This is a genomic window from Bradyrhizobium sp. AUGA SZCCT0222, from assembly GCF_018130205.1.
In the GTDB taxonomy this organism is placed as follows: domain Bacteria; phylum Pseudomonadota; class Alphaproteobacteria; order Rhizobiales; family Xanthobacteraceae; genus Bradyrhizobium.
The window spans coordinates 19,278-31,235 of the sequence record NZ_JAFCLX010000042.1; the positions used below are offsets into that span (position 1 = coordinate 19,278).

At 62.0% G+C, this 11,958-nt stretch carries 9 protein-coding genes; 6 read left to right on the plus strand and 3 right to left on the minus strand.

Going from position 1 to position 11,958, the window contains the following annotated elements; all coding sequences use genetic code 11:
- Positions 1 to 70: 70 nt before the first annotated feature.
- Positions 71 to 928, plus strand: coding sequence for an ABC transporter substrate-binding protein (locus JQ629_RS28200; RefSeq protein WP_212415389.1), 858 nt, complete (start codon positions 71 to 73; stop codon positions 926 to 928).
- Positions 915 to 2,921: a Fe(3+)-hydroxamate ABC transporter permease FhuB gene (gene fhuB / locus JQ629_RS28205; RefSeq protein WP_212415390.1), complete on the plus strand. Its 2,007-nt coding sequence runs from the start codon at positions 915 to 917 to the stop codon at positions 2,919 to 2,921. Before JQ629_RS28200 ends, fhuB begins: the two co-directional genes overlap by 14 nt.
- Before the next feature lie 34 nt (positions 2,922 to 2,955).
- Here fhuB and JQ629_RS28210 read toward each other — a convergent pair whose 3' ends face one another.
- Together JQ629_RS28210 and JQ629_RS28215 are read right to left on the minus strand one after the other, a co-directional pair.
- Positions 2,956 to 3,780: an ATP-binding cassette domain-containing protein gene (locus JQ629_RS28210; protein ID WP_249135325.1), complete on the minus strand. Its 825-nt coding sequence runs from the start codon at positions 3,778 to 3,780 to the stop codon at positions 2,956 to 2,958.
- A gap of 74 nt (positions 3,781 to 3,854) precedes the next feature.
- Positions 3,855 to 4,916, minus strand: coding sequence for a siderophore-interacting protein (locus tag JQ629_RS28215; protein WP_212415391.1), 1,062 nt, complete (start codon positions 4,914 to 4,916; stop codon positions 3,855 to 3,857).
- Between the two features lie 354 nt (positions 4,917 to 5,270).
- On the opposite strand from JQ629_RS28215, the gene JQ629_RS28220 reads away from it, so the two are divergent.
- The 3 genes from JQ629_RS28220 to JQ629_RS28230 all read left to right on the plus strand — a co-directional run bounded on the left by JQ629_RS28220 (position 5,271) and on the right by JQ629_RS28230 (position 9,542).
- Positions 5,271 to 6,938, plus strand: a complete 1,668-nt coding sequence (locus JQ629_RS28220; protein ID WP_502753392.1) for a cyclic peptide export ABC transporter — start codon at positions 5,271 to 5,273, stop codon at positions 6,936 to 6,938.
- 224 nt (positions 6,939 to 7,162) lie between these two features.
- Positions 7,163 to 8,221: a GNAT family N-acetyltransferase gene (locus JQ629_RS28225; RefSeq protein WP_212415393.1), complete on the plus strand. Its 1,059-nt coding sequence runs from the start codon at positions 7,163 to 7,165 to the stop codon at positions 8,219 to 8,221.
- Positions 8,172 to 9,542, plus strand: coding sequence for a lysine N(6)-hydroxylase/L-ornithine N(5)-oxygenase family protein (locus JQ629_RS28230; RefSeq protein ID WP_349631332.1), 1,371 nt, complete (start codon positions 8,172 to 8,174; stop codon positions 9,540 to 9,542). The genes JQ629_RS28225 and JQ629_RS28230 overlap by 50 nt, the downstream gene beginning before the upstream one ends.
- 98 nt (positions 9,543 to 9,640) lie before the next feature.
- Here the strand turns inward: JQ629_RS28230 and JQ629_RS28235 are convergent, their stop codons facing one another.
- The gene (locus JQ629_RS28235; RefSeq protein ID WP_212415394.1) at positions 9,641 to 10,555 is read right to left on the minus strand and encodes a 4'-phosphopantetheinyl transferase family protein; all 915 of its coding nucleotides are present in this window, start codon (positions 10,553 to 10,555) and stop codon (positions 9,641 to 9,643) included.
- A gap of 181 nt (positions 10,556 to 10,736) precedes the next feature.
- Here JQ629_RS28235 and JQ629_RS28240 point away from each other — a divergent pair, with 181 nt between their 5' ends.
- On the plus strand, positions 10,737 to 11,927 hold the full coding sequence (locus JQ629_RS28240; RefSeq protein WP_212415395.1) for a CaiB/BaiF CoA transferase family protein: 1,191 nt from the start codon (positions 10,737 to 10,739) through the stop codon (positions 11,925 to 11,927).
- Positions 11,928 to 11,958: the final 31 nt, after the last annotated feature.

The window sequence follows — 11,958 nt, forward strand, 5'->3', positions numbered from 1 at the left end:
TGTCATTGCCTCAGATCGCCGGCCGTCGCGCCGCGCCGTTCTCACCGCAGGCGTGAGCCTCGGCGGAGGCGTGCTGCTCGGCAATTGGCCGCTAGGCGCAACGCAAGCCGCCACATCACAGCCCGGGCCGCGCGTTGCCGCGCTCGGTTGGGCCTGTGCACAGACGCTGCTCGCGCTCGGGGTCGTGCCGCTCGTGGTTCCGGAGATCGAGCGCTACGGCAGGCTCGTCGTCGAGCCGGCCGTCCCGTCAAGCGTTCAGGAAATCGGCCTGCGTTCGGAGCCGAATCTCGAGCTGCTGCAGAGTTTCGCGCCTGACATTATCATCATCGATCCCAGTATCACTGCGGCAATACCCCGGCTCAAGCTGATCGCCCCGGTCGAGATTTTCACGATTTTCAAGCCCGGTCGCCATCCTCTGGAAACCGCGCGCAGTTCGACGATGGAGCTCGCACAGCGGGTCGGCGTGCAGGCCGCGTGCGAAGCCTATCTCGCGCGCTTCGATGCAGCGATGGGCGGTTACCGTGAGCAGCTTCGCAACCGCGGCGGCAAGCCGCTCTATCTTGTCAGCGAGATCGCGCGCAACCGTGCGCTGGTGTTCGGTCCGAACAGCCTCTACCAGGAAGTGCTGAACCAGCTCGGATTGAAGAACGCATGGACCGGGCAGAGCGGTCCGTGGGGACATACCAGCGTCGGCCTTGAAGTGCTCGCGGCGGTGCCCGATGCGCGGCTGATCCTGATGAGTTCTCGGGTAGCGGATATCGAAGCTCTGCTCACGTCGAGCCCGGTGTTGCGAACCCTGCCGTTCCTACGGTCGGGGCGGTTGACGGTGCTGGGAAATCAATTCTTCTATGGCGGCGTGCCGGCAGCTGAGCGCTTCGCCCGCCTTCTCGCCGAACGTCTGCCGCAGGAAAAAAATGAGCAAGGTTGAGGCGCTGCCCGCCCGCTCCGGGATCGCGATGCACCCGGCGGTGCTGATCGGGCTGCTGTTTGCAGCAGCGGCTGCGCTGACGTGGCGGCATCTGTCGGGGTTTCTGCCGGCGGGCGCTTGGTTGCCGGTGCTGTGGCGCCCCGAGATCAACGATCCGCAGCAGATGCTGGTGCATTACACGGTGTTTCCGCGCATAGCAGTGGCGCTGCTGGCCGGCGCAGCGCTGGGCCTCGCAGGAACGGTCTGTCAGCAGGTGCTGCGCAATCCGCTTGCTGAACCGAGCACCCTTGGTGTCCTGAACGGAGCCTATCTCGCGCTGTCCGTGACAACCCTGTGGGCGCCGTCGCTGCTCACCTTCGGCCGTGAGTGGATTGCGTTGCTGGGCGGATTCGCTGCGTTTCTGTGCGTGTTCGGTCTCACCTGGCGCCGTGCGCTATCGCCGGTCGTGCTGGTGCTTGCCGGGCTGATCGTTGCTTATTATTGCGCGGTGACGACCCAGGCCCTGATATTGCTGAACCACGAATACCTCATCGGTCTGTTCATCTGGGGCGCGGGTTTCCTCAATCAGCAGGATTGGAACAACGTCGCGTTCCTTGCGCCGCGTTTCATCATTTCCTTCGTCCTGATCGCGGCGATGGTCCGCCCGCTGACCTTGCTCGGCTTCGACGACGAGACTGCGCGCAATCTCGGCCTCGGATTGACCGGCGCGCGGGTCTGCGCGCTTGGCATCGCGATCGCGCTCAGCGCTTCGGTTGTCAGTGTGGTCGGCGTGATGGGCTTCGTGGGCCTTTCCGCGCCGGCCATCGTCATGCTGTCAGGAGCGCGCCGTTTTCGTGACCGGCTGATTTGGGCGCCACTTTGCGGCGCGCTGCTGCTGTGGCTGACGGATGAGCTTGTGCTGCTGATCCCGCCCGGCTATCGCGAAATGCCGGCTGGCGCCGCCACCGCCCTGATCGGCGCGCCGATGTTGCTGCTGTTGCTGCCGCGGCTTCGGGCCACCGCGCCGGTGGGAAACCTCACGCCATCCGTTCCACCACGTCTCGACCATCCCTGGCGGGTGATCCTGTTCGGTCTGGCCTTGCTGCTGCTCGTGGTCTGGATCGCGCTGGCGGTCGGGGTCGGTTCAGAGGGCTGGAGCTGGAGCGGTCTGGCCGGCATCCAGGAGTTTCTGCCGTGGCGCTGGCCGCGCGTGGTGTCGGCCCTGGCTGCGGGGGCCACGCTGGCGGTGGCCGGCACGCTGCTGCAACGCATGACCGGAAACCCAATGGCGGCTCCAGAGGTGATGGGGATCAGCTATGGCGCCGCGATGGGTGTCTTAGTCCTGCTGTACGCGTTGCCCTCTCACACCCGCGCGGCGCAGATCGCAGCCGGCGCGATCGGCGCCTTCAGCGTGCTCGGCCTGGTTCTGCTGTTCAGCCGGCGATCCGAATTCAGCCCGGAGCGTGTGCTGCTGGCGGGCGTCGCCATGAGCGCGGCGTTCGGCGCGATCATGGCCATGGTGCTCGCAACCGGTGACCCCCGCATCGGCATGCTTCTGTCGTTGCTGGCGGGTTCGCTTTATCAGATCGGTCCGACCGAGGCTGCGATACTGGCCGTCGCCGCGATCATCCTGCTGGCACTGGTGCCGATGTTGTCGCGCTGGCTCGATATCCTGCCGCTCGGTCAGGCGGCCTCGCGTTCGGTGGGCGTATCCATGGCGCGAAGCCGAATCATCATCATGCTGCTGACCGCGTTGTTGACCGCGACCGCGACCCTGATGGTCGGGCTCCTAAGCCTGGTCGGCTTCATCGCGCCGCATATGGCGCGGATGATGGGGGCGCAACGCGCGCTTCATCAGGTAGCGCTGGCCGCGCTGATTGGCGCCACCCTGATGGTGTTCGCGGACTGGGCGGGGCGGATGGTGATATTCCCGTTCCAGATGCCGGCCGGCATCTTCGCGATGATGCTCGCTGGTCCTTATCTGGTGTGGCTGTTGCGCCCGCGGCGCGCGTAACGGGCTGCGATGGAAAGGCGGATGATCCGCCCTTTCATCGCGCAAAGCTGATGAGGTGGCTTTGATCCGGAGACGGCATCACCCCCATCGGGATGCCGTAGATGGTTTCGAGTTCGGCCGGCGTCATGATCTTGTCAGGCGCGCCGCGGGTTATCAACTTGCCCGAATGCAGCGCGATGATCTCGTCGCAGAAGCGGGCGGCCATGTTGACGTCGTGGAGAACGACGACGATGCCAAGGTTGCGCTCACGGGCGAGCTGCTGCACCAGCGACAGAACCTCGATCTGATGGGCGATGTCGAGCGCTGAAATCGGCTCGTCGAGCAGCAGGCATTCGGCGTCCTGCGCGACCAGCATGGCGATCCAGACCCGCTGGCGCTCGCCGCCTGACAGTGTGTCGACGAGCCGGTCCGCAAACGGCTCGATGTGGGTGAGCGCCATGGCTTCCGCGACCTTGTTGCGGTCGGTATCGCCAAATCGGCCGAGCGCGCCGTGCCAGGGATAACGGCCGAGCGCGACCAGCTCCTTGACCAGCATGCCGGCGGCGGGCGGGGTCTGCTGCGGCAGGTAGGCCACCTTTCGCGCGTATTCCCGATCGCTCCATTCTCGCAATGGACGCCCTTCAAAGCGGATCGTACCGGAGGAGTTTGGCTGCTGCCGCGCCAGCATCTTCAGCAAGGTCGATTTGCCGGAGCCATTGTGTCCGATCAGGCCGACGACGCTGCGAGCGGGAAGGGTCAGGGTCAGCGGTTCGAGCAACGCGCGGCCTGCCACCGCGAAGCTGACTTGGTCCAGTTCGAACAAGGGCATGGCCGCGTCGCGCGTCGCCGGGGCGGTTTCGGTTGGCAGAACTGCGTGCATGGGGAGCGCCTGGTGGAACTATGTGGTGCAGGGAGAACGCAGCCCGGCCGGTCCACGTATCGGACGTCGGGACGTCATGGCTGACGCAGGCTCCAATACGCGACCGCAAGATGCTGCTCGCGGGAAAGTTTTCGCTCATCGCGCAAATGGTTTCGCAGCGCCTTCAGCGCCTGTGCTTCGCAAGCGACCCATGCAAAGACCTCGCGATGATCGGGCCATCGCAGGGCCTTGACGGCATCGACCAGCAGCTGCGTCGTCCCGGCCGGACGGTCGCCGCGATGCAGCCAGCGAACCGACATGCCGGCTGGCGCGACCAGCGGAACCTCCTCGAGCTGGTCGGCGACTTCGATGAAGACGTCACCCATTGCCGTCGCCGGCAATGTTTCGAGAATGCGCGCGATGGCGGGCAGGGCGGTTTCGTCGCCTGCCAGCATAAACCAGCGCGCCGGACGAATACCTCGCCCGAGCGGGCCGGCCATGCCGCAAATGGCGCCGGCTCGCGCGTTGAGCCCGAATGCGGAGCCAGGTCCGGTATGGTCATGAACCACGAAATCGATATCGATCTCGCGGGTCTGCAGATCGATGCGACGGATCGTGTAGTAGCGGGTGAGAGGCCTGCGGTCCGGTTCGGGCCACATGATACGTCCGTCCGCGGCAGGCCACGGCCATTCAGGCTTGGCGAGGCCCTCCGGTGGAAAGTACAGCCGGACGTGCAGGTCATCGTCATCCAGGAAGCGCGTGATGTCGTCCCCGGTGAAAGTCAGCCGGCGCATGCGGGGCGTGAGATCGATCGCCGCTTTCAGCCGTACCTCGCGGAAATTGGCCAGCGTCCCGCCATCCGATTCATGGCCGGACCAGACGATCGTCGGTGCCTCGTCGCCTGCGAACTCGATGACGTGGGATGCTACGACCGAACGCAGCATTTCGAGGTGACCCTTGTCGTTGGCCTCGACACGAATCCTGAGTGTCTCGGCCTCGACGGCGAGCGAGCTGGTTCCAAACGGCAGTTTCGCCACCATCAGGCCGCCCTGATCCTCGAAGGCGATGTCATGCTCGGCCAGATGATCAATCATTCGGGCAGCAAGACCGGCGGCATCGGCAAGCTGGATGCGGGTTTCGGAGACGAGCGAATCCAAAGTCATTCTCCAGTCGGGCCTGCTCCAGTCGGGCCTGTCCGATGCTGGCCTGCGAGCGCTTCGATTTCCGGGTATCGCGGTCCGATACGGCGGCCGGATCCATGTCCTACGCGCTCTTCGGCTGCGATGCAAAGGGGGTACTACCCGACATTTTATTAACCGCGTTGCCGATCACAAATTAGAATCGATCGAAAAAGACCGGAAAATAACCGCTGGAATAGCCATGCTGCCATCATGTATTCGCATCACTCCAGCAAGGCTGTTCGTGTCACGACGGGCCGTGTAGGTTCGCTTCAGCCATAATCCAGCGCGGCACTCATGATGATCCCACCAAGCGGCCTGACCGCGCAGATATTGCATCTCCTGCGGCCGTATTGGCCGATTGTGCTCGGTGGCGTCGTCCTCGGTATTGTCGGCGGCGCCAGCGTTGCGGGGCTGCTAGCGGTCGTCAATCGTGGCCTCTATGCGTCGCAGAGCGATGTCGTGACGCTGCTTTTTGCCTTTGCGGGCCTGTGTTCGCTGATCCTGATTGGTTCGATCGGTTCCGATATAAGCGCCAATTATGTCGGGCAGCGGATCATTGCCGAGCTTCGGAAGTCGCTTGCGGCCAAGATTCTGGCGGCCCCGATCGACCAACTCGAGATTTACCGCACCCATCGCCTGATCCCGGTTCTCACCCAGGACGTCGACACGATCAGCGATTTCGCGTTCTTCTTCTCGTCCTTCTTCGTGTCCGTCGTCATCACTTTCGGCTGCATGGTTTACCTGGCGGTATTGTCGTGGCCGCTGTTTCTGATCACGGGATTGGTCATCATCCTGGGTTCGCTGGCGCATGCCTTTGCGCGAACGCGAGGGGTTCGGGGCTTCAATGCCGCCCGCGACTCGGAAGATGAGTTGCAGAAGCACTACCGGGCGATCGCGGAGGGCGCGAAGGAATTGCGCCTGAACCGCATCCGCCGGCAGCGCGTGTACGTCGACAAGCTCCAGCGTACCGTCGATCTGATCAGCACGGTGCAGATCAAGTCCATCAATCTCTTCGTCACCGCACGGGCGTTCGGCACGATGCTGTTCTTTGTGGTGATCGGCGTGGCGCTGACGCTGCGCCCATTCCTGTGGCCGGACAGTCCGGCCTCGGTCTCCAGCGGTTTTGTGCTGGTGCTGCTCTATATGCGGGGTCCTATTGACCAGGTGATAGGCATTCTGCCCGCACTCGGCCGCGCACAGGTGGCGATGCGCCGCATCGCTGAGCTCTCAGAACAGTTCTCCACGCCTGAGCAGGATTTGCTGGCTGCGCCTTCGACCGCGCCGGAAGCATCGGCCAGGATCGAATCGATCGAACTGCGAGGGGTATCGTACACCTTCCGCACGGTGCCCGGCAGCAATCCCTTCGTTCTTGGGCCGATTGACCTGCATATCCGCCAAGGGGACATCGTTTTCATTGTCGGCGAAAATGGCAGCGGAAAAACCACGCTGATCAAACTGCTGCTGGGCCTTTATGCCCCGCAGAGCGGCGCGGTGCTGCGCGATGGCCTGCCGGTCGTAACGGAAACCCGCGATGACTACCGGCAGCTCTTCACGACAATATTTTCCGACTACTACCTGTTTGAAGATCTTTTGCAGGGAGCGGGAATGGTGCCCGATATCGCGGAGCGGTACCTTGAGCGATTGGAGGTCGCGCACAAGGTTTCGGTTGAAAATGGCGTATTCACGACGACGGATCTGTCCACCGGCCAGCGCAAGCGGCTGGCTCTGATGAATGCATGGCTCGAGGAGCGGCCCGTTCTGGTGTTCGATGAGTGGGCGGCGGATCAGGATCCGGCATTCCGGCATATCTTCTACACCGAATTGCTGCCCGACCTGAAGCGCCTGGGCAAGACGATCATCGTGATCTCACATGACGACCGTTATTTTGGCGCGGCGGACCACCTTGTGCGGCTCCGGCATGGCAAGATTGTCGCTGGCGAGGCCAAGGTCCATAACGTCATGCAGCCGTCATCTGTTCCAACCGGTGCGCCAATTTAGACCTATTTTATTCTCGCGGAAAATTTGAATCTAAGTTCCGGCACCACCGGCGCGGGCCTTGAGTAGGGCATGCAACGTCCCGGCCTGGTCATTCATTGGTTTTGTAAGGAATCTAAACTGGGTGCGCTGGCATTCCTTGTCATCCTGCACGGGAGTGATTTACATCGCGTGCGTGAGCGAAGATCGCGTCTTGTTTGAAGCAATCACGTCAATACGAGTGCCGGATGAACAAAGCGTCGAGCTCCGCGAAAGATCCTCATGCGTTTCCGGTCGGGCCGCGCGCCGCCGCGACGGTCCTGCAGGACGGTGCGGAGCTGCGGGTCGTTGCAGGTGGCGCTACGATGATGCGTCTGCGTCTCGATGAGCAGCTGGATCATCTGAAGATGCTTGATGCTCCCGACGATCCGCGGCTTGCGGTGCGGGCGGTTTCAGCGGCTGCAGAGGCAATGTTCGGATGGCGCCCGGGTCTCGACCGGATTTTTCTGGATTCGGTCCGGGAGCCGATTGCGCGCGAATTGCTCGACGATGGCCTCGCCGTCGTGGCCGGAAGCAACCTCGTGCTGCTTCCGGATTTGGTCATGCAGCGTCGTGACAACTGGCTGGTCGATGCCGAGCGGTCGCCAATGCCGCAACTGCACGTCATGACGGACGGAAAACGGCATCCGCGGCGTCCGCAAAAGCCGGTGGGGATGGTGTATGCCCGCTTCATCCCCTGGCTCGCCGAGATCATCTCGTTCCGTGTCGCGGATCTGAATGATGATCTTCATTTGCTGCACCGCTGGATGAACGATCCTCGCGTCGACGCCTTCTGGGACGAAGCCGGCGATCTGGAAAAGCATCGCAAGTATCTGTCCACCATTCTGGCCGATCCGCACATGCTGCCGCTGATCGGCTGCTTCGGCGACGCGCCATTCGGCTATTTCGAGGTCTATTGGGCCAAGGAGAACCGTATCGCGCCGTTTTACGATGCCGATGATTACGATCGCGGCTGGCACGTTGTCGTCGGAGAGGACGCCTATCGTGGACGCCGCTACCTCAGCGCATGGCTGCCGTCGCTGATGCACTACATGTTCCTGGATGATTGCCGAACGCAGCGGATCGTCGGCGAGCCGGCGGCGGCGCATTCGCAGCAACTCCGCAACCTTGAACTCTCGGGATTCGCGAGGATCAAGAACTTCGATTTTCCACACAAGCGGGCCACCCTGGTCATGCTGCTGCGCGAGCGCTTCTTTGGTGACCGGCTGTGGCTACCGGCGGCGGCCGATCCGGCACCCACAGCCTAACGCGCGAACGGAGCGCAGCTTTATGTCTCATCAGCTTGCCATCGAGCACGACGTCATTGGCGTCGGATTCGGTCCGTCCAATCTCGCGCTTGCGATCGCGCTGGACGAGTGCGCCAGAAGGTCACGCTTGAAATGCACTCCTCTTTTCGTCGAGAGGCAGCGCCAATTTACCTGGCATGGCGGCATGCTTTTGCCGGGTAGCGATATGCAGATCTCGTTTCTCAAGGATCTGGTTTCGTTGCGTGATCCGACCAGTCCGTTCACCTTTGTGAACTATCTGCACAAGCACGGCCGCTTGCAGGATTTCATCAACTGTCGGACGTTCTATCCGAGCAGGATGGAGTTCAACGATTATCTGCGGTGGGTGGCAGCGCAGTTCAAGTCACAAGCGGCTTACGGCGAAGCCGTCGTTGCCATCGAACCCGTAACAGCGGGGCAGTCGGTGAATTCGTTGCGGGTCTATTCACGCAACTTCGCCGGCGGTGAAACGGTGCGGCTTGCGAAGAACCTTGTCGTGGCGGCGGGAGGTAAGCCCAATATCCCGCAGGTCTTCGCGAAAATCGCCGATGATTCCAGATTGTTCCACTCAAGCCGCTACCTCGATACGGTCGAGTCCGCCGGCCTCGGCGGCAAGGCGGCATGCGTGGCCGTTGTCGGGGGAGGGCAGAGTGCGGTCGAGGTGACGGTCGATCTTCGAAACCGTTTTCCGCACGCGAACATTGACCTGATCTTTCGCGGCCATGCATTAAAGCCGTCCGACAGCAGTCCGTTCGTCAACGAAATCTTCAATCCGGATTACACGGATTTTATCTACGCCCAGCCGGACGAGCGCCGGAATGCGATCGTTCACAATTTTCGAAATACCAACTATGCCGTGGTCGATTCCGATCTGCTCGATCAGTTGTATCGCTTGCTCTACCAGCAGCGCGTCAGCGGCACGACGGGCATCGAATTGCATCCGCGCAGCGAGATCACCAAAGTGCTCGCGGCCGTTGAAGGCATTGAAATCCGAACGGTCGATAAATTCGACGGTCGGGACCGCCGCTCCTGCTACGATGCCGTTATCCTTGCGACCGGCTATGACAGGGAAACGCCACACGCGTTTCTGGAGCCGATACGGCGCTATATCCAGGACGACGTTGTCGACCGCAATTACAGGCTCGCCACGAGCCCTGCGTTTCGGCCGCAAATCCATCTCCAGGGGTATTCCGAGGCCTCTCACGGCCTGAGCGACACGTTGCTCTCCGTTCTGGCCAGCCGTTCGCAGGAAATCGCCGAGTCGCTGCTTTTGACGATCTCGCGCCGCGAACTGATAGCCTAGAGCGTTTTCAAGCGAAGTGGACACCGGTTCGCGTGAAGAAAACGCGTCAAAACAAGAATCTAGAGCCCCGTTCCGATTCCATCGGAACGGAAAAGGCTCTAGCCTTCAGGCGGCGGGGCTATCAGCCGCCATTGCGAGACAGGCCCGAGCGCTGCTGGTAGTGAAAGAACGGCGGGTGATGGGCCTGCGTCGATGATCACCGAGTGCGGTGGAATGATGAATCCATGCGCGGCTGCCTTAAGTATGGCTTCCTTGAGGGTCCAGTAACGAAGAAACAGCCGCGAGCGGAATGCGGCAGGAGTGCTCCACAGGACCTCACGCTCTTCGCGAGCCAGGACGATCTCACTCACGGAATCCAGATCGGGGATTTCTCGCAAGGGCTCGACATCGACACCGACAGGCGAACGCGCAGCAGCGACAGCGACCACACCTCTTGCGTGACTCAGGCTGAAGTCGATGTCCGCCGAGCCTGTGACGAGCATCGGCTTGCCGTGCTCGGACGGCCTGAACCGCAAGGCGTCGGCAGCCTGCCCCACAATGCTCCCCAGTAAAAGGCGGACGCCGGCATGTGCGGCGAGGTAGCTATTTCGATCCTCAATGTGTACGAAGCGCACCAGGCGGCTGGCTTCCTCGCCATCGAGCACCGCGGCAGCTTGCTCGAAGCTGAGCGTGCCCAATCCATCGGTGTCTTGGTCGTGAGAGGGATGCACTGCCGCTAGCCAGAAGGCGATCTCCTCCGGTCTTAACGGCTCGGTCAGGCTTGGGATGCCTGCACTGGTCAACCATCGCACATCCAGGTCTTGTTGCGGTGTGTTGCATTTGGTTGCGATAGACCACGCGACGGTATTTCGTGCATTGGCCGTCGTTAGCGATATTGCGAGTTTGCCCTTTCCAGCGTCGTCGGATAGCGCCATGTCCATCGGCCATTTGGAGAAATTTTGAAGAGTAATGTAAGCTGTCGAGAAATCAAAATTATCCCTTCTCCGGCCTCCCCATGATGGATGGAGCGACAAGGTGCTGACGCCAACCGCCGGACAGATTGCCTGGGCCAACGAGGTCATTGAAGCGATGGCGGCGGCCGAACGCGAAGGGCGCGGGGCGCTCAAGGACCAAGAGCGGTGAGATGACCGCTCTCATGCACATCAAGTTGGCCAGGAAACTGCTCGATCGGGCAGTCAGCATCGGGGGAAAGCCGTGAGCGCACTTGAGGGGATCCGGGTCCTCGACCTCGGCACGTTCATCGCGGGGCCGCATTGCGCCACCATTCTCGGTGAATTCGGTGCCGAGGTTATCAAGATCGAGCCGCCAAAGACCGGCGACTCGCTTCGGCGTCTTGGAACCAATACCGAATGCGGCGATACGCTGGTTTGGCTCTCCGAAGCCCGCAACAAAAAATGCGTCACGCTGAATCTCGGGACCGAGCGCGGGCGGGAACTGCTGAAGCGCCTCGCCGCGAAATGCGACATCATCGTCGAGAATTTTCGGCCCGGCACGTTGGAAAAATGGGGGCTCGGCTATGAGGAGCTCAAAAAGATCAATCCCGGTGCGATCCTGGTGCGCATCTCGGCCTACGGGCAGGATGGACCGATGCGGACGCAGCCGGGCTTTGCCCGCATCGCGCATGCGTTCTCCGGCCTGACCTATCTTGCCGGCGAGCCCGGTGGCATTCCCGTTGTTCCAGGTTCGACATCATTGGCCGACTACATGTCGGGCATGTACGGCGCCATCGGCGCACTGGTCGCGCTGCAAGCCCGCAAAACGACCGGCGAGGGGCAATGCGTTGATCTTGCCCTGTACGAATCGGTGTTTCGCGTGCTCGACGAGATTGCGCCTGCCTATCAGAAGTTCGGCTATGTACGCGAGCGAATGGGCGCGGACGCGGTCAATGTCTGCCCGCACAGCCACTACCAGACCGAGGACGGCAAATGGATCGCGATCGCCTGCACCAGTGATCAGATGTTCGCGCGGCTGGCGGAAGCGATGGGGCAACCGGAACTGGCCTCGGCGGAACGATATGGTCCACAGACGCTGCGGCTGGCGGCCCGCGACGAGGTCAACCGCATCGTCGCCGAATGGGTCGCCTCGCTCGACCTCGACAGCGTCCTTGCGCTTTGTTCGAGGGGAGGCGTGCCGGCCAGTCTGATCTTCAGCATCGCGGATATTTTCGAAGACCCGCAATACCGCGCCCGGGGTAACATCCAAATGACGGACTCGCGCGCCGGCGAGATCGCGGTTCCCGGCGTCGTACCACGGCTGTCGGAAACGCCCGGCGAGATCCGCTGGCTTGGCGCGGGGCTGGGTGCCCAAAACGAGGATATCTACAAAGGTCTGCTCGAACTAAGCAGCGCAGAGATCGAAGATTTACGGTTCTCCGGCGTGATTTAAGTGATCACCACGGCTTGTATCCCCTGAGTGC

Excerpts from the sequence above, each read along its gene's own strand:
- JQ629_RS28210 (WP_249135325.1), bottom strand. The coding sequence starts at position 3,780 with ATGCACGCAGTTCTGCCAACCGAAACCGCCCCGGCGACGCGCGACGCG.
- fhuB (WP_212415390.1), top strand. The coding sequence starts at position 915 with ATGAGCAAGGTTGAGGCGCTGCCCGCCCGCTCCGGGATCGCGATGCAC.
- JQ629_RS28225 (WP_212415393.1), top strand. The coding sequence starts at position 7,163 with ATGAACAAAGCGTCGAGCTCCGCGAAAGATCCTCATGCGTTTCCGGTC.